Annotated in this window: 18 protein-coding genes and 1 pseudogene; 4 read left to right on the forward strand and 15 right to left on the reverse strand. The window is 30.9% G+C overall.

Features of this window, described 5'->3' with window-relative positions; genetic code table 11:
• The first annotated feature begins 87 nt into the window (after positions 1-87).
• Positions 88-1,356: an adenosylmethionine--8-amino-7-oxononanoate transaminase gene (locus tag CAMP18498_RS03135; protein ID WP_337197461.1), complete on the forward strand. Its 1,269-nt coding sequence runs from the start codon at positions 88-90 to the stop codon at positions 1,354-1,356.
• Here CAMP18498_RS03135 and bioD read toward each other — a convergent pair.
• Genes bioD through CAMP18498_RS03150 form a run of 3 tightly spaced genes read right to left on the reverse strand, consistent with a single transcriptional unit; the run spans position 1,330 to position 2,571 of the window.
• Positions 1,330-1,902: a dethiobiotin synthase gene (gene bioD / locus CAMP18498_RS03140; RefSeq protein ID WP_337197462.1), complete on the reverse strand. Its 573-nt coding sequence runs from the start codon at positions 1,900-1,902 to the stop codon at positions 1,330-1,332. The genes CAMP18498_RS03135 and bioD overlap by 27 nt on opposite strands.
• A 7-nt stretch (positions 1,903-1,909) precedes the next feature.
• Positions 1,910-2,224, reverse strand: a complete 315-nt coding sequence (locus CAMP18498_RS03145; RefSeq protein ID WP_337197464.1) for a DMT family transporter — start codon at positions 2,222-2,224, stop codon at positions 1,910-1,912.
• Complete coding sequence (locus CAMP18498_RS03150) at positions 2,224-2,571, reverse strand: DMT family transporter (RefSeq protein WP_337197466.1); 348 nt, start codon at positions 2,569-2,571, stop codon at positions 2,224-2,226. The genes CAMP18498_RS03145 and CAMP18498_RS03150 overlap by 1 nt, the downstream gene beginning before the upstream one ends.
• A gap of 181 nt (positions 2,572-2,752) precedes the next feature.
• On the opposite strand from CAMP18498_RS03150, the gene CAMP18498_RS03155 reads away from it, so the two are divergent.
• Complete coding sequence (locus tag CAMP18498_RS03155; protein ID WP_337197468.1) at positions 2,753-3,787, forward strand: isoaspartyl peptidase/L-asparaginase family protein; 1,035 nt, start codon at positions 2,753-2,755, stop codon at positions 3,785-3,787.
• Here the strand turns inward: CAMP18498_RS03155 and CAMP18498_RS03160 are convergent, their stop codons facing one another.
• From CAMP18498_RS03160 to CAMP18498_RS03215, 12 genes and pseudogenes are all read right to left on the reverse strand, one after another.
• Complete coding sequence (locus tag CAMP18498_RS03160; RefSeq protein ID WP_337197469.1) at positions 3,788-4,210, reverse strand: Sua5 YciO YrdC YwlC family protein; 423 nt, start codon at positions 4,208-4,210, stop codon at positions 3,788-3,790.
• Entirely contained in the window at positions 4,188-5,993 is a 1,806-nt protein-coding gene (locus CAMP18498_RS03165; protein ID WP_337197471.1) for a R.Pab1 family restriction endonuclease, read from the reverse strand. The genes CAMP18498_RS03160 and CAMP18498_RS03165 overlap by 23 nt, the downstream gene beginning before the upstream one ends.
• On the reverse strand, positions 5,994-9,257 hold the full coding sequence (gene carB, locus CAMP18498_RS03170; protein ID WP_337197473.1) for a carbamoyl-phosphate synthase large subunit: 3,264 nt from the start codon (positions 9,255-9,257) through the stop codon (positions 5,994-5,996).
• Between the two features lie 97 nt (positions 9,258-9,354).
• Positions 9,355-10,326, reverse strand: a complete 972-nt coding sequence (locus tag CAMP18498_RS03175) for a catalase (RefSeq protein ID WP_337197475.1) — start codon at positions 10,324-10,326, stop codon at positions 9,355-9,357.
• An 86-nt stretch (positions 10,327-10,412) separates the two neighbouring features.
• Positions 10,413-11,156: a rod shape-determining protein MreC gene (gene mreC, locus CAMP18498_RS03180; RefSeq protein WP_214116643.1), complete on the reverse strand. Its 744-nt coding sequence runs from the start codon at positions 11,154-11,156 to the stop codon at positions 10,413-10,415.
• Entirely contained in the window at positions 11,146-12,183 is a 1,038-nt protein-coding gene (locus CAMP18498_RS03185; protein ID WP_012662095.1) for a rod shape-determining protein, read from the reverse strand. The genes mreC and CAMP18498_RS03185 overlap by 11 nt, the downstream gene beginning before the upstream one ends.
• Positions 12,184-12,185: 2 nt before the next feature.
• Positions 12,186-13,415: an ATP-dependent Clp protease ATP-binding subunit ClpX gene (clpX, locus tag CAMP18498_RS03190; RefSeq protein WP_337197477.1), complete on the reverse strand. Its 1,230-nt coding sequence runs from the start codon at positions 13,413-13,415 to the stop codon at positions 12,186-12,188.
• The gene (gene lpxA, locus CAMP18498_RS03195) at positions 13,408-14,199 is read right to left on the reverse strand and encodes an acyl-ACP--UDP-N-acetylglucosamine O-acyltransferase (RefSeq protein WP_337197566.1); all 792 of its coding nucleotides are present in this window, start codon (positions 14,197-14,199) and stop codon (positions 13,408-13,410) included. The genes clpX and lpxA overlap by 8 nt, the downstream gene beginning before the upstream one ends.
• Positions 14,199-14,639 (reverse strand): 3-hydroxyacyl-ACP dehydratase FabZ, encoded by a 441-nt coding sequence (gene fabZ / locus CAMP18498_RS03200; protein ID WP_039619275.1) that lies wholly within the window; start codon positions 14,637-14,639, stop codon positions 14,199-14,201. The genes lpxA and fabZ overlap by 1 nt, the downstream gene beginning before the upstream one ends.
• 68 nt (positions 14,640-14,707) lie before the next feature.
• On the reverse strand, positions 14,708-15,781 hold the full coding sequence (locus CAMP18498_RS03205; RefSeq protein ID WP_337197478.1) for an epoxyqueuosine reductase QueH: 1,074 nt from the start codon (positions 15,779-15,781) through the stop codon (positions 14,708-14,710).
• The gene (bcp, locus tag CAMP18498_RS03210; protein WP_337197480.1) at positions 15,775-16,236 is read right to left on the reverse strand and encodes a thioredoxin-dependent thiol peroxidase; all 462 of its coding nucleotides are present in this window, start codon (positions 16,234-16,236) and stop codon (positions 15,775-15,777) included. The genes CAMP18498_RS03205 and bcp overlap by 7 nt, the downstream gene beginning before the upstream one ends.
• Positions 16,233-16,438, reverse strand: a pseudogene (locus CAMP18498_RS03215) (tautomerase family protein). The gene bcp and the pseudogene CAMP18498_RS03215 overlap by 4 nt, the downstream one beginning before the upstream one ends.
• Before the next feature lie 97 nt (positions 16,439-16,535).
• On the opposite strand from CAMP18498_RS03215, the gene ilvE reads away from it, so the two are divergent.
• Together ilvE and CAMP18498_RS03225 are read left to right on the forward strand one after the other, a co-directional pair.
• Positions 16,536-17,450, forward strand: a complete 915-nt coding sequence (gene ilvE / locus CAMP18498_RS03220) for a branched-chain-amino-acid transaminase (protein WP_012662102.1) — start codon at positions 16,536-16,538, stop codon at positions 17,448-17,450.
• A gap of 12 nt (positions 17,451-17,462) precedes the next feature.
• Positions 17,463-18,533, forward strand: coding sequence for a prohibitin family protein (locus tag CAMP18498_RS03225; RefSeq protein ID WP_039619283.1), 1,071 nt, complete (start codon positions 17,463-17,465; stop codon positions 18,531-18,533).
• Positions 18,534-18,547: the final 14 nt, after the last annotated feature.

An 18,547-nucleotide genomic window follows, 5' to 3' on the forward strand; every position in this document is an offset into this window, starting at 1 on the left:
ATTTTCTAAATAATCCTTTTTCGTTTTAAAGCATAAATTTGAGTAAAAATTGTAGTATCATTAGTAATAAAAATCAAAGAAGTAAAAATGAATTTAAAAGAACTAGACTTAAAACACATTTGGCACCCTTGCACGCAAATGAGCGATCATGAGTTTTTACCTTTAATACCTATAAAAAAGGCTAAAGGAGTGTATTTGTATGATTTTGATGAAAAATCCTACATAGACTGCATTAGCTCTTGGTGGGTAAATATCTTTGGTCATTGTAATGAATATATCAATGAAAAAATCAAAGATCAGCTTCAAAATTTAGAGCATGTCTTGCTTGCAGGCTTTTCACATGAGCCTATCATAAAGCTTTCACAAAGACTTTGCAAGCTTTTGCCTTTTGATAAATGCTTTTTTGCAGACAATGGTAGTTCAGCCATAGAAGTGGCTTTAAAAATGAGTTTTCAATACCACTTAAACAATGGCTCTAAAAAGGATAAATTCTTATCACTTAGCAATTCTTACCATGGTGAAACCTTAGGTGCATTAAGCGTTGGCGATGTAGCACTTTATAAAAAAACCTATGAGCCTTTACTTTTAAAAAGCATCACAACACCTGTGCCAACAAGCAAGGACTATGCAAAAGAACTTGAAATTTTAGAAAGCATTTTAAAAAATCATCATCATGAAATTTGTGCTTTTATACTTGAGCCTTTACTTCAATGTGCGGGCAATATGCATATGTATGAGCTTGGGTATTTAGATGAGGCGGTTAAACTTGCTAAAGATTATGGTGTGCAAGTGATATTTGATGAGATAGCCACAGGTTTTGGACGCACAGGGGAAATGTTTGCGCTTGATTATTGCTCACAAAGTATTGATTATATATGTCTTTCTAAAGCTATCACAGGTGGGTATTTACCACTTTCAGTGGTGCTTACTAAAGATGAAATTTATGAGAAATTTTATGATAGCTATGAGAGCCAAAAGGCCTTTTTACATTCTCACTCTTACACGGGTAATGCCCTAGCTTGTGCAGCGGCTAATGCGACTTTGGATATTTTTGAAAAAGAAAATATCATCGCAAAGAATAAAATCAAAAGCGCTTTTATAAAAACTCAATGGGAGAGTTTAAAAGAATTTGACTTTTTAGGAAATTTTAGAAATTTAGGTATGGTAAGTGCATTTGATATACAAAAAAGCAAATACCAAAGAGCAGGACTTGAAGTCTTTCAAAGAGTCTTAGAAAAAGGCTTGCTTTTAAGACCACTTGGAAATACAATTTACTTCATGCCACCATATGTTATAAATGAAGTTGAAATTAATTATGTCGTGCAGTCTTTAAGAGAGATTTTCAAGGATTTTTGAAAGATTTTCACACACTTTATCATCAAATTCTATGATAGGAATTTTAGCGTATTTGCTTATAAAATCCTTGCTAAAAGTATCTTGGGTTTTTAAGATTAAAGCAAGGATTTTAATATCTCTTTGTTTTAGTGCTTCTATGCTTAAAAGCGTGTGATTGATACTTCCTAGATAATCTTTTGTAACTAAAATCGCAGGGTGCTTAAACGCACTCATATAATCAATCATTGTTTTTTCATCATCAAGGGGCGAAAAAAGCCCACCAGCTAGCTCGATGATAAGTTTTTCACTTTGTGGAATTTGTATATCAAAAGCTTTATAGCTTAAATTTTCTAAAATCCTACCTTTGTGCGGTGAAGCAGGAGTTTGTAAAAACACACCTTCTTTAAAAATCTTAGTTTTTGAACTAAACTGAGCTACTACCTCGCTATCTTTTGGCATACCTGCTTGGATAAGCTTAAAATAATCAAAACCCAATTCTTTACAAATTCTAGCACTTAGATAAGTTTTACCAACATCTGTGTCTATGCCGCTAATGTATATTTTCATTTTAAACCTATGAGAGTATTTTTAAACTCACAGTGCAAGCAATGATAAGAGCAATCAAAAAAAGCTTTAAAAAGCTTTTACTTTCTTTATAAAAAAGCACTCCGATGATAACCCCGCCTGCAGTTCCAGCTCCTGTCCATATAGAATAAGCCACACTCATAGCAATGCTTTGCATACTAAGGCTTAAAAACCCAAACGAAAAACCAAAACACACTATCAAAGCTAAAAGATAAAGCTTATTTTTAGTGCTTACAAGTTGCTTCATGATAATCACACCAAAAATTTCAAAAGCAGTCGCTAAGAATAAAAAAAACCATTCCATTATTTAGCTTCCTTGCTAATGATTTTAAGGCCTATGATACTTAAAAGCAAAATGGCTATTAAAGCAAGCTTAGTAATGGAAGTTGACTCATTGAAAATAAACATCTCATTAAGCACCACTCCAACTGTACCAATACCTACAAAAACACTATAAGCAATACTTACTTCAAGTCTTTCACAAGCTTTTAAAAAACATGTAAAAGATATACACACCCCAATGGCTGTTAAAGCATAATGCCAAATTTCAGTTGAGTATTTTAAGCCACTTACCCAAAAACACTCAACCAAACCACCTAAAATTACCATAAACCAACCAAAATTAGAGCTTATTTTTGTTCTTTCTATCATAATCTACCTTTTTTCAAAAGCGCAAATTATAACTAAAATTACAAAATAAAAATTTAAGCAAAAAATAATTTTAATAAAAAAGCTATGTATTTTATAAATATTTTTAAATATTTCTCTAATATTAATTTATATTTAATTTTTATTATTATAGAATTTTTAGCTTACAAAAAAGGAGATACATATGAAATTTTTAGCAGGTAGTAAAAAGGCTTTATTAGTATTAGCTAGTTTAGCATTTTTAACAAGCAACAATACTTTTGCAAAAGATTTTGAGCCAATTATCGTTATACACGGTGGCACAAGTGGCTTAGGGCTTACTAAAGAGGAATTTGCTAAAAGAGAAAAAGTAATGAAAGAATCTTTAAAAGCGGGTCAAAGCATACTTGAAAAAGGCGGAAGCTCGGTTGATGCGGTTATAGCTGCCATTAAAGTCATGGAAGATAGTCCTGAATTTAATGCTGGAAAAGGTGCTGTTTTTACTTCTGATGGATTTAACGAACTTGATGCATCATTAATGGATGGAAAAAATTTAAGAGCAGGTGCAGTTGCTATGGCTAGGACGATTAAAAATCCTATCGAAGCAGCAAGACTTGTTATGGAAAAAACACCCCACACTTTAATAGCGGGCGAAGGTGCTGATAAATTAGCCAAAAAACATGGTTTAGAAATAGTAGGACAAAAATATTTCTTTACAGAATATAGATACAAACAGCTTCAAGAAGCTAAAAAAAGCAAAGAAGTTTTATTAGATAGTGATAAGGCAAAAGCTCATCTTGGTGTAAGTACTGAGCCATATTTAGGCACAGTAGGTGCAATAGCTTTAGATAAAAATGGCAACCTAGCAGCAGGTACAAGCACAGGTGGTACTACAAATAAAATGACAGGACGCATTGGGGATTCTCCTATCATAGGAGCAGGAAACTATGCAAATAACGACTCGGTAGCAATTTCTTGCACAGGAACAGGCGATATTTACATAAGAGTAGCTGCAGCTCATGAAGTTGCGTCTTTGTATAAATACAAAAAACTTTCAGTGCAAAAAGCAACTGAAGAAACTATCAAACAAGTAGCTAAACTTGGTGGCACAGGTGGAATCATCTCTATAGATAAAAACGGAAAAGTTGGCTATGCTTGGACTAAAGATAAACTTGGAATGTATCATGGACAAGCAAAAATCGGTGAAGAACCAAAAGTATTTTGGCCACTTGAAAAATAATTAGCGCAACTTAACTTTTTTAACGCCTCGAAGTTTAAAAATCTTTGAGGCTCCACTTTCAAAAAACTTTTCATCTACTATTTTATCTGCATTTTGCATAGCCCAATTTAGATCAAATTTTTTTCCATGAAGATTTGCAGAAGTAGAATAAAGCCAATCAAACTCTTTTAAAAAATTCTCATGAGTACAATCTTTCACGACGCGTATTGCTTTAGAATTAGGATATAAAAAAGTAGTTTTTTTAGATTTTCTAATAGTATTTTTAAAATGATTTGGCACTCTTGTAAGTTTTTTAAGCTCACTAAATTTAGCCGTAGTAATCAAACAATCTTGGCTTAAAGGCCTTTTTTTTAAAGCATTAAGGGCTTTTAAGTCCTTGCTTAAAAACCCTGCTGTTGTATCAGTTTGAGCAAGATAAATCATTGTTTAAAATATAATTTAAAATTTGCAAAACATCATATTTATGATTTTTACTTAAAATTCCAAATATTTTTAACATATCTAAAAAAATATAAATATTGTTTTTGTTTATTTCTAAATATCCTTTTTCTTTGCTTTTAATTAATCTGTTTAAAAAATTTCTTTCTCCATTAGCATCTTTAAGTATATAAACAGGAAAACAAAAATAAAGCATGCCTTGAATTCCAATAGCTCTTTGCTTTTCTTTTATTATAATTTCACTTATAAAATTATTACATTGATATTGGTGCACTAATAACGGATAAGAAACATAAGATTCTAAAAAATTAACTTTTGCTATAGTTATTGGCATAAAATTTGCTCTATTGATTCTCATCTTATTTTCTATAAAATCATCATTACTCTCCAAAAAAATTTTAATAGAATTTAATTCATTTTTTGAAATAATATTATTCTTAAAAAAACTTAAGATAATTTCACTTAATTCATAAATTTTTTTCTTTTTTCCATTTGCTCCAGTAAAATTTCCATTTTCTTTTGTTATTTCATCATATCCTATCTGCCATTCTATATAATGATTATTATCAATTTTAACTTTTGTGGGAGCGATTGGAAGTCCATAATTTTTAAAGGTATCTCTTTGTTTTATTCTAATTTTTCCAGTAACAGAAGTAAGCGGAATTTCATAATCTATTTTGAAATTTGTCATAATTCTCCTTTTTAATCTAAAATCAAATAAAGTATAAAAATAATTTTTGATTTTGTTTTCATCGTATTTTTTTTTATAAAAGAAATTTAAAAATTCATTTTCTATTTTTAAAAACTTTTCATTATCAATAAAAATTTCTAAATTACCAAAATAATAGGGTAATAAATATGCATATTTTTTAAAAAAATAAATATAAATATAATATTTTAAATTATTCTTAAAAACTTTAACAGAGTTGAAATTTTTAGTTGACATAAATGTTTGATTTCGTTTTAAAGCATTTATATCTCTTAATGTATGAAAATAAGCAACTGCCTCTCTTGGATCATTATGATTTGGATATTTATTTACATAATTAGCAATACTATCATAATCATTCAAAGAAAACATATCACCTTCTATAGTTTTAAAAATATAATTCTTAATATACTCATAATTCATACCATATTTATCTTTTTTATAAAGTGCAATAACAATAGGAAAAAAAGTATTTGATTTTGGCATAAAAATTTCTGATGAGATAATTAAACTATCAATCAATTTATAATTATCTTTAAATTTATTTAAAGCATTAAAATTTGTTTTTTTTATCAAATATGATAAAGGATGCAAAACACAAACAAAATCAGGATTTAAAACTTCATACGACCTTAAAAAAGAAATTCCTAAATCCCTATAATACAAAGATTTATCACACGGAAAAAGTTCTTGTTTTATATGAGAACGAATAATTGAAGTTTTATCGTTGTAAGGTGGATTACCTATTACAATAAGTTTTTCATCGTCACCTATATTAAATTTTTTTCTATTTGTATTTAACAAAGAATTAGAATGTATTATTTTAGCATTTCTAACTTTCCTCAACGCTATTTCATCAATATCACAACCTACATATTTTAAGTTTTTTATAAAAAAATCCCCATATCCACATGAACTATCCAAAAATACATACTCATCAAGTTTTATATGCTTTTCCAAAATATCATACACTTTTTCAACTATAAATCTTGGAGTATAAAAACTTCCTAAATTTATAGTAGTATTTTTATCTAAATGAGATTGAATATTATATTCCATTTATTTTCTCAAATAGTCTTGTAGGCTCTTTACTTCAAGACATGATTTATTTTGTATAGCTTTAATCGCTTTAGCACCTGCATACGCTGCTCTTAGGTTTGTAAAATATGGGGTTTTAAAGCGTAAAATATTTGCTCTAATTTTTTTAGTATCACCTTTAAAACTATGCTCATCGCTTGTATTAATAGCAAGTTGAATTTGAGAATTTTTTAACTTATCCTCTACATTTGGGCGTCCTTCAGAAATTTTATGCACAAACTCACACTCTAAACCTGCTTCTTGTAAAATTTTATAAGTACCGCTTGTAGCAATGATTTTAAATCCTAGCTTAATATACTCATTAGCTAAATCTACTGCATATTTTTTATCTTGCTCTCTTAGTGATAAAAATACATTGCCACTTTCTGGTAAGAAATTTGAAGAAGCAAGTTGGCTTTTTGCGTAAGAGTTATCAAAATCTTTACTTATCCCCATAACTTCGCCGGTTGAACGCATTTCAGGTCCAAGCTCAAGGTCACTTCCGCTAAGTTTAGCAAAAGGAAATACCACTGATTTTACGCTAATGTGTTTTGGTTTTTTAGCTCTTAAAATTCCATTTTTTTCCTCTACCACTTTAAAAGTATCATAAAATTTCAAACTTTCTCTTAAATTTCCTTGCCACATCACACGTGTTGCAACCTTAGCTAAAGGAATTCCTGTGGCTTTGCTCACAAAAGGCACAGTTCTACTAGCTCTTGGATTTACTTCTATCATATAAAGTTTATTATCATAAATAGCAAATTGTATATTTAAAAGCCCTACTACACCTAAATTTAAAGCAATATCTTTTGTTTTTTGCTCAATCATTTCAAGCATAGCTTCATCAATATTTACAGCAGGTAAAGAGCAAGCGCTATCGCCTGAGTGAATTCCTGCTTCTTCAATATGCTCCATAATACCTGCTACATAAACTTCTTTTCCATCACTTATCGCATCTACATCAAGCTCAGTTGCATTATCTAAAAACTGATCGATTAATACCGGAGATTTATCACTCACATCTACTGCTTCTTGCATATAAAGCCTAAGCTCACTCTCATCATGCACTACACGCATTGCACGACCACCTAAAACATAACTTGGTCTAACAAGCACAGGATAACCTATCTCATTTGCTTTTATAATCGCTTCTTCTACACTTATGGCTGTGCCATTTTTAGGTTGATTTATACCTAGATCTTCAATAAATTTAGCAAATTTCTTTCTATCTTCAGCTAAATCTATTACCCTTGCACTTGTTCCTATAATCTTTGCCCCAAAAGCACTAAGGCGTTTTGCAAATTTAAGCGGAGTTTGACCACCAAAATGCACTATCACTCCATCGGGTCTTTCTCTATCAATAACCGCTCTTAAATGCTCAAAATCAATCGGCTCAAAGTATAAAATATCACTTGTATCATAATCTGTTGAAACCGTTTCTGGATTACAATTATACATTATAGTTTTTACACCCATATCTTTTAGAGCAAAAGAAGCATGCACACAAGCATAATCAAACTCAATACCTTGTCCTATGCGGTTTGGTCCACCACCTATAACCATCACTTTTTTATCTTTTTTATCTTTACTTTCTTTTACTTGTGTAGCTTCATTTGCATTAATACTTGAGTATAAATACGGAGTTAGCGCTTCAAATTCTCCTGCACAAGTATCTACTTCGCTATATTGAGCGATGATTTTATTTTTAATTCTTGCATAATAAATATCATTTTGGCTTAACTCAAGATTATCTTTTTGATTAATCAAGCTAGCGATTTTTTTATCTGAAAAACCTAAGGTTTTAGCTTTTCTTAATAGTTGTTTATTACTTAGAATATCCATATCTATTTGATTTTCAAATTCCACTATTTCTTTGATTTGATTTAAAAACCAAGGATCTATTTTACAAAGCTCAAAAAGCTCTTGTGTGTTAAAACCTTCTCTAAAAGCTTGTGCTATATAAAGCAAGCGTTTTTCATTAGCTTGGCGAATTTTTGCCAAAAGCTCATTTTTATCACATTCTATAGTATCAAACCCACTTAAATTTCTCTCAAGTGAGCAAAGTGCTTTTTGAATGCTTTCTTTAAAAGTTCTCCCTATAGCCATAACCTCACCCACGCTTTTCATAGCAGTGCCTAGCTCTGTGTTTGCATTTGGGAATTTTTCAAAAGTAAAACGAGGAATTTTAGTTACGATATAATCAATTACTGGTTCAAATGAAGCAGGAGTTCCTGTAATATCGTTTTTGATTTCATCTAAACTAAATCCAACTGCTAAAAGCGTAGCTACCTTAGCTATAGGATAGCCCGTAGCTTTACTAGCTAGGGCTGAAGATCTTGAAACCCTAGGATTCATTTCAATAACTATCATTCTACCATTAGTTGGATTGATAGCAAATTGCACATTTGATCCGCCTGTATCTACTCCAATTTCTCTTAAAATAGCAAAAGAAGCATTACGCATCGCTTGGTATTCTTTATCAGTCAAAGTTAAAGCAGGAGCTATAGTGATAGAATCACCCGTATGAACTCCCATAGGATCAACATTTTCAATAGAGCAAACGATAATACAATTATCGTTTTTATCTCTAATGACTTCCATTTCGTATTCTTTCCAACCAAGTAAGCTTTCTTCGATTAAAATTTCATGGATAGGACTTAACGCTAAAGCAGTATTTGCAAGTTCTGCAAACTCATCCATATTATACACCACGCCACTTCCTACACCACCTAAGGTAAAAGAAGCTCTAATCATCAAAGGAAAACCAATCTCATCAACAGCTTTTAAAGCTTCTTCATAATTATACGCATACATAGATTTTGGCAAATCCATGCCGATTTTTTTCATACATTCTTTAAAAACTTGTCTATCTTCACCTTTTTTTATCGCCTCAGGGTTTGCACCTAAAAATTTTACATCTGCAAGCTCACCACTTTCATAAACTTCCATAGCAACATTTAAAGCAACTTGGCCACCCATAGTAGGTAAAATCGCATCGATTTTTTCTTTTTTGATAATACTTAAAATACTTTCTTTGGTAATTGGTTCTATATAAGTTGCATCAGCAAATTCAGGATCTGTCATAATAGTAGCTGGATTAGAATTGATCAAAACCACTCTATAACCTAACTCTTTTAAGGTTTTTGCTGCTTGAGTCCCTGAGTAATCAAACTCACAAGCTTGACCTATAACGATAGGCCCACTGCCTATTAATAATATATTTTTTATATCTGTTCTTTTTGGCATGTATTTTCCTAAGCTGAATTTTTAGCCAAATTATAACAAATATAAGTTTTTTAGAAGTTGAAATTAATAAAGAATTTAGCTCTTTAAGAGCTAAATTTTATTGACGCTTACCAAAAGTTATAGCATAAGCTTCATTTCTTACATCAAATAAAGGATCTTGTGGTGGATTAACCCCTTGAGGTACATCCGAAGGAAAATATACATCAAAATTACAATCTTCCTTGCTCAAAGCTTTAACTTTAAAAGTCCCAACTAAACTTTCTTTGTGTTTACCACTCCACAAAGCCGTTGTATCATTAGTAATATCATTTTTATTTGCATATACTAAATACATTTTATACTCAATCGGCTTATTAGCTTTTACACGATTTTGAAAATCTTCTTTTAAAAAATCACTACTTGCACTTTTCATTTGTACCTCATTTAAATACGCCACACCTTCGCTTGGAACTAATTTCCATCTTGCTGGTAAATAATTTTCTCCATTTGCTTGTTTAAAATAAAAAGTATGGATACTAAAAAATGGAGTATTTGCTACGCTTTTGCTAATACCAATTTTATCCGTATATGCAGCAAAATTTCTATAAGAATCAACCTCTTTCATCATCTTGCTTATTTTTTCTTGATCGACTTTACCATTTACAGGAAGTCTCATTTCAAAAAACTGACCAAACTCTTTAGAATTTTTTGCAAAATTTATTTCTGTATTTAGCATAACCATAGTCCAAGAGGCAGAATCTTTAGGATCAGTAATTCTAATAGCCATACCCCTTGTTTTGCTTTTATCATCTTTAAAAGCGCCGCCCAAAGAATATCTTACTTGAATCGGCAAGCTTTTTTGTGTTAATAAAGGCACATCAACTTCTTTATTGATAGACAAAGCTGGCTCAAAAGTTCCCATAGCACAAAAGCCCTTTGCATGATTAACTTTTGCTTTTGGATTTTTAGGATCTGCATTAAGTTGATAAAAAATATCTGCTATTTTTTGCGCATCATATTCTACTTCGTTTGCATAAATAGCACCACTTAAACAACAAATAGCCAAACAACTGCTGATATATTTTTTCATTAAAACTCCTAGTTTTAAACTTAGAAGCTATTGTAATATTTAATTCTAAATAATAATTTATATTAATTAAAATAAGTAATTTTTTACTATAAATTTTCTACCATATAAAAATAGCTTGGCACTTTCATCTTAGCATAAGGTTTAACATAAGCATTTTGATAAGCACCCTCTTCTTCTATTTTAAAAATTTCTCCCACTGGAATTCCTGAAAAGAAAATCTCATCTAAGCCACTTGTATAAACCTTATCACCCATTTTGAGTTCAAGCCATTTAGGGATATATTTAACTAAAACATAATCATTTCTTCCATGAGCTATACCTGGTGCTTGTTCTTTACCTATATAAACAGAAAAAATACATTCTTCATCACCTTGCAAAAGCCCCAAGGCTCTACCATTTTTTTCTATGACTATGCCTGCTGTATAGCCATTATAAATTAAGCCTTTGATTTTTCCTTTATAATCAACATCAAGCCAAACCTTATGATAATCACTAATTTGCGCATAAGAAGTTGCTTTAACCAAGCTTACATTAGGATAATAAAAACTTGAGTTTTTATCGCTTAAAATATTATTTAGCTCATTAGCAAAGTTTTTCATGTAAATATTATTTTTTTCAAGCTCAGCATTTCTTTCTCTTAAAGTTCTAATTTCTTCAGCTTGGTTAAAATGTTCGTTGAATTTGTTTTTTAAAAGATCAATACTTTGAGAAAATTGATTAACAATAGCAATATTTAAATCTAAAACATTTCGTTTTATTACATCTCCATAATAAAACGAAATAAATACTAAAAAAGATAATATTAAAACGCTAAGAATTTTACTCTTCATTCGTTAGCTGGTGTAATAATGAAATTTCTTCTAAAGCTTTACCTGTACCTTTTGCAACTGCTAAAAGCGGCTCATCAGCTACATATACTGGAAGTTTTACAATTTCAGATAAATATTTATCAAGCCCGCGTATTAAAGCTCCACCTCCTGTTAAAACAACACCATTTTCAACAATATCTGCTGCAAGATCAGGTGGCATCATTTCAAGAACGATTTTTAAAGCATCAGCGATTTCTTTTAAATGCTCACGCATAGCCTCTCTTACATCTTCACTTGTTAGTTCAATTCTATTTAACAATCCTGTTACTTGATCACGCCCTTTAACCACCATAGAAAGTTCTTTTGGAAGTTGAACTGCTGAGCCTATTGCGATTTTAATTTCCTCACCCGTTCTTTCACCTATGACAAGATTGTATTTTTCTTTTACATAATTTACTATACTAGTATCAAGCTTATCACCAGCTGTGCGAATTGATTTGGATATTACAAGTCCACCCAAAGAAGTAACGCCAATCTCAGTTGTACCACCACCAATATCTACCACCAAGCTCCCTTGAGGTTCTCTAATTGGTAAATTTGCACCAATAGCTGCTGCCATAGGCTCTTCTATCAAAAATACCTCTCTAGCACCTGCACTTAAAGCACTTTCTCTAACTGCTTTTCTTTCAACTTGAGTTAAACCATAAGGTACTGAAATGATAATTCTAGGTCTTAAAAAAGATTTTCTTCTATGAGTTTTTTCTATAAAATAACGGATCATTTTTTCAGTCATATCAAAATCAGCAATCACACCATCTTTCATAGGACGGATTGCTTCGATATTACCTGGAGTCTTTCCTACCATTTCCTTAGCTTCTTTTCCAACAGCTAAAATTTTAACCCTACCATATCTTTCACGCTCTACTGCAACAACCGAAGGTTCATCAATCACTATACCTTTATCTTTTACCAAAACTAAAGTATTTGCAGTACCCAAGTCAATCCCCATATCACTTGAAAAAAATCCAATTATTTGATCTAAAATCATTCTCAGCCTTTAACTTTTTTATTTTTTATAAATAAAGGTTTTGCACCTTCTTTAATCACTTCTTTAGTAATTACTATGCTATATCCATTATACTCTGGCAAATCAAACATCAAATCTACCATCATCTCTTCAATAATACTTCTTAAACCCCTAGCTCCTGTTTTACGCTCTAATGAAAGCTTAGCAATCTCTCTTAGTGCTTCATCTTCAAATTTTAATTCCACATTATCAATAGCAAAAAGTTTTTGATATTGTTTGATAATGGCATTTTTTGGCTCAGTTAAAATACGCACCATGCTTTCTTCATCAAGCTCTTCTAAAGAAGCAAGCACATGCAATCTTCCTATAAGTTCAGGGATAAGCCCAAAATGCACTAAATCATCAGGCTCTAATCTTTGAAGCAAGGCTTCTTTTTCATCTTTTTTATCATCAGTAAAAAAGCCCATAACATTATCACCTAGTTTTCTTTTAATGATATCACTAATACCATCAAAAGCCCCACCACACACAAATAAAATATTAGTCGTATCTATTTGTATAAAATCTTGATTTGGGTGTTTTCTACCACCTTTTGGTGGGATATTTACTAAAGATCCTTCAATGATTTTAAGTAAAGCTTGTTGCACACCTTCACCGCTCACATCTCTTGTAATAGAACGATTTTCACCCATTTTTGCGATTTTATCGATCTCATCAATAAATATAATCCCTTTTTGGGCTCTTTGCACATCTCCATCAGCAGCTTGTAAAAGACGAGTAAGGATATTTTCAACATCTTCTCCCACATAACCTGCTTCGGTTAAAGAAGTCGCATCGCAAATTGCAATAGGCACATCTAAAAATCTAGCTAAAGTCTGTGCTAGTAAAGTTTTTCCACTTCCTGTTGGACCTACTAATAAAATATTTGATTTTGCTAATTCTGTATCATCATCTTCTAAGTCAGATCTAAAAAGTCTTTTGTAGTGATTATACACCCCTACACTAAAGATTTTTTTAGCTCTATCTTGTCCAATGACATATTTATCTAAATATGCTTTTAATTCTTTAGGGGTTATATCTTTAAAATTTTCTTTATCAACTTCTTTATTTTTTAGCTCTTTTTCCTCTCCAAAGAAAATATTACAAGCACTTTCAGCACAATACTCACATATAAAGGCATTATTATAATCATTTACTAAAATTCTTCTTTCACTTGTTTCTATTTCGTTGCAAAAACTACATCTTTTAACCATGGTTTTTTTCCTTATATATAGGAATTCCTCTTTTTGTTTCTAAGATAAAATTACACATTTTTTTTACATTTTCACTAGAAGTACTTTCTAATAAATTCAAAGCATTATCTTTTAAATTTCCTTGTCTGAATAAAAATTTAAAAGCCTTGCTTAAAACATCCACTTCTTCTTTATCAAAGCGTCTTCTAATGCCTACTAAATTCAAGCTTCTAATGCTTGCACGATTTCCCTCAGCCAAGCAAAATGGCACCACATCTTGAGAAAGCGCGCTAGCACCTGCTATCATACACCCTTCTCCTACTTTTACAAATTGATGTATTGGAGTAAGCCCACCTACTACGGTATAATCTCCAAGTTCTACATGGCCTGCTAAAGTAGCATTATTTGCTAAGATGATGTGATCTCCTAAAGTACAATCATGCGCAATATGAGAATAAGCCATGATAAAAGCATTATCACCTATCCTTGTAAAGCCATCGCCTTTGGCTGTTCCTGAGTTAATAGTAACAAATTCTCTAATAATCGCGTTTTTTCCTATAATAACACCTGAGTTTATCTCATCTTTATAAGATATATCTTGCGGGATATCTCCAACTATGGCATAAGAAAACACTTTTGAATTCTCACCTATAGTTACATTAGGTAAAATTCTTGCACCTTGTTTGATGATAGTATTTGCGCCTATGTTAGCATTTTTACCAACATAAGCATAAGCTTCTACTACAACACCATCTGCTATAATAGCTCCATCTTCTATAACTGCACTTGGATGAATTTTGCTCATCATTTATCTACTATCATAGCTTTAAGTTCAGCTTCTGCAACTAATTGTCCATCTACAAAAGCTTTTCCTTGAAAAATCCACATATTTCCACGATTTTTCACCACGCTCATTTCATAATCAAGTCTATCACCAGGACGCACTGGATTTCTAAATTTTGCATTATCAATGCCTGTAAAATATACTACCTTGGTGCTTGGATCTACTTTATCATCCATACTTTCAAATGCTAAAACCCCTCCAGTTTGTGCCATACCTTCTAAAATTAACACACCCGGATAAATTGGATGATCTGGAAAATGCCCCATAAAAACATGATCGCTTATACTAATATTTTTATAACCTCTAACAACTTCTTTGTTTTTTAATTCTACGATTTTATCTACAAGTAAAAATGGATACCTATGTGGTAAAATTTTTTGAATTTGCATTACATCTATCATAAATTTAGCCTTAAAATATATTCAAAATTCAGATTTTACAAAAAAAATATTAATAAATTAATTAAGTTTTATAACTTCACAATCTTTTCTTTGCTATCAAAATAAATTTCACTTTTTGCCATAAATTCATAAGCACCTTTAATAATATTTTCAACAATAATTACCGGTGAAAGATCATAAGCACCAAAATGCTTTTGTCTTATTTTGATTTCTTGCTCTATTTTTAAAGGATTTTGTAAAAAATCTTCGTAATTTTTAAATTGCATTTTACATAAACTATTAAAATAATCAAAACTCCATAAATTAATCTCATCCTTTGCACTTTTATAATGCTTTAAACCCTCATCTAAAATACTAAATTTAGTGTAAGAATTTTTAAAATGTGAGTAAAATAAAACATGAGTTTTTATAGCTTGTTTGTTTTGTTTTATCAAGGCTCTTAGCAAGCGGTAATTTAAAAATTTTTCTCTTTGAATTTCAAATTTAATGCCTTTTTTTTCTAAACTTTTTACTTGGTTATAAAATTTGATTTTTTCCTCTATACTTGAAGGTAATATTTGTTTATTAATAGGACTCATCAGCTCATCTATAAAGGCTTTTTGACCTTTTTGTTTAGAAAGTGCATAAATACAACCACAATAATTTTGATGATAAAGCATATCTTGCTTTGCTAGGGCAAATTGTCTTTGTGTGCCTCCATTTTTTCTAAAATCAGGCGCTAAAAACTCTATGCCAAATTTATCACATTCTTTTTGTAATGCTAATTTTAATTGCTCTAAATCTTTTTTAGGAGATGTTAAAAGAGTTGTTGTGAGTTTTTTTTCTCCTATTTTTTGGGCAAATTCAACACTTTTATGCATTCTAAAATCAAAACAAATTTGACATCTTGCACCTTTTTCAGGTTCATCTTCATAGCCCTTTACGCTCTCAAGCCATTTTTCATACTCATATTCACCTTTATAAAGTTTAATGCCTAATTTATCACAACTGCGTTTAACATCTAAAAATCTAAGTTCATGCTCACTATATGGATGGATGTTTGGATCATAAAAATATCCAATGATTTTCTCTTCAGGATAGGTTTTACTTAATTCTTGTATAAAATAATGACTATCCACGCTACAACAAATATGCACTAGCATAATTCTTTTAACACCTTAAAAGCATGATCTTTTGCTTTTACATTTTTATAAATTTTTGTTATTTTTCCTTCCTCATCAATTACAAAAGTAGATCTTATAAGTCCTTCATATTCTTTGCCATAATTTTTCTTTAAACCCCAAGCGCCATAAAGTTTGCAAATTTCCTTTTCACTATCACTTAATAAAGTGTGTTTTAAATCATATTTTTTTATAAAATTTTCATGTGATTTCACACTATCTGGACTAATACCTATAATCACAGCATTTTGCCCTAAAAAATCATCATAACTTTGACTAAATTCACAAGCTTGTGTAGTACAACCTGGGGTATTATCTTTTGGATAAAAATACAAAATAATTTTTTTACCCAAAAAATCACTTAGAGAAATTTTAACTCCATCTTGATTTAAAAGTTCAAAAATCGGAGCTTTATCACCAATTTGCAATTCTTTCATTTTTTACCTTTCAATCTTAATTTTTCTACACTTTCACCACCAAAAGAATATTATATGGCTCAATATCTTCTAGCATTATGACTATATTTTGCTTTAGATTATTATATTTTGTATGTAAAAGTTCTGTAATATCTGCTATTAACTCTTCTTTTTGTGCTTTGCTAAATTCTGGTTTAGCAAGTTTGATATTAATAATAGGCATTGTTTTTCCTTGCTTTAAATAAAGAATTTTACTATATTCTAGCAATTATTAGTATATTTTTGATAAAATTAGTTTTATTTTCAATAAAGGCTTACTCATGATTAGGGCAAAAAAAATTTGGATGGATGGAAAAATCATTGATTTTGATGATGCGAAAATTCATGTTTTAACACATTCATTACATTATGCAAATGCAGTTTTTGAAGGAACAAGAGCTTATAAAACACAAAATGGTTTAGCAATTTTTAGATTAAAAGAACACACCAAAAGACTTTTAGAGTCTGCAAAAATCACTTTAATCAACTCACCTTTTTCTCAAGAAGAACTTGAAAATGCGCAAGTTGAACTTTTAAGAGCAAATGATTTTCAAAATAACACTTATTTGCGCCCATTGATCTTTTTGGGTGATGGAACTATGGGAGTTTATCATGCTAAAGCTCCTGTTAGAGTAGCTATTGCTGCTTGGGAATGGGGTGCTTATTTGGGTGAAGAAGGCTTAGAAAAAGGTATTAAGGTTAAAATTTCTTCTTTTGCTAGAAATAGTGTAAAATCTAGCCTAGGCAAAGCCAAAGCAAGTGCAAATTACTTGAATTCTCAAATGGCTAAATATGAAGCTATAGAAGCAGGATATGAAGAAGCTTTAATGCTTGATGAAGAAGGTTTTGTAGCAGAAGGAACAGGCGAGTGCTTTTTTATGGTTAAAGATGGAAAATTAATCACACCACCAAATGATTTTTCATTAAAAAGTATCACTCAGGATACTGTTTTAAAAATTGCACATGATTTGGGTATAAGCGTAGTGCGCCAAAGAATTTCAAGAGATGAAGTTTATGTGGCTGATGAAGCATTTTTCACAGGAACTGCAGCAGAAATAACTCCGATAAATAATATTGATGCAAGAATTATAGGAAATGGAAAAAGAGGTGAGCTAACAACAAAGCTCCAAAATGCGTATTTTGATATAGTTTATGGACGCAATGAAAAATACGCTTCTATGCTAACTTATATTTAACAAAGGAACTAAATGCCAGCTGATTTGAATGATTATTTTAATAAAAAAAACAATCAAAACAACAATAAGCAAAATTTAAATTTCAAAGCTCCTGAATTTAACTTCAAAGGTTTTGGAAAATTTTCTCCATTAATTTATAGTGCGATTGCAATTATTTTAGTTTTTGCACTTTTCAAACCTTTTGCAATAGTTAATTCAGGGGAAATGGGGATCAAGTCTACCACGGGTAAATACAGCCCTACTCCGCTTGAACCAGGACTTCATTTTTTTATGCCAGTATTACAAAAAATCACTATAGTAGATACTAGAGTAAGACAAATTAATTATGCTTCTATTGAAGGCGTAAATGAAAATTTACAAATAGGCTCAGGGGTTGTAAATAAAAATAGTATTTCGGTGCTTGATTCAAGAGGTTTACCTGTGTCTATTGATGTAACCGTTCAATACAGATTAAATCCTTTGCAAGTTCCTCAAACCATAGCTACTTGGGGGCTTAATTGGGAAAATAAAATCATTGACCCAGTTGTAAGAGATGTAGTAAGAAATGTGGTAGGCCAATATACCGCAGAAGAGCTTCCAACAAATCGTAACACCATAGCAGTGCAAATTGATCAGGGTATTAGAAAAACTATAGAAAGTCAACCAAATGAGCCTGCTGAGCTTCAAGCAGTTCAACTTAGAGAGATCATCTTACCTATTAAAGTAAAAGAACAAATTGAAAGAGTACAAATTGCCAAACAAGAAGCTGAAAGAACTAAATACGAAGTTGAAAGAGCTAATCAAGAAGCACTTAAAAAAGCAGCTTTAGCTGAAGGGGAGGCAAATGCAACCATCATTAGTGCTAAAGGTAGAGCAAGTGCGGTTAAAATAGAAGCTGATGCGCAAGCATATTCAAATAGAGAAATAGCAAAAAGTTTAAATAATCCTTTGCTTGATTTAAAACAAATTGAAACTCAAAAACAGTTTAACGAAGCACTTAAGGTTAACAAAGACGCTAAAATTTTCTTAACACCTGGTGGAGCTGTGCCAAATATTTGGGTTGATAGTAAAGATAGCAAAAGAACAAGCTCAGTAGCAAACTAAAACTAAAGAAGTGA

The sequence above is a fragment of the Campylobacter sp. W0066.2 genome, assembly GCF_024723515.1.
Taxonomy (GTDB): domain Bacteria; phylum Campylobacterota; class Campylobacteria; order Campylobacterales; family Campylobacteraceae; genus Campylobacter_D.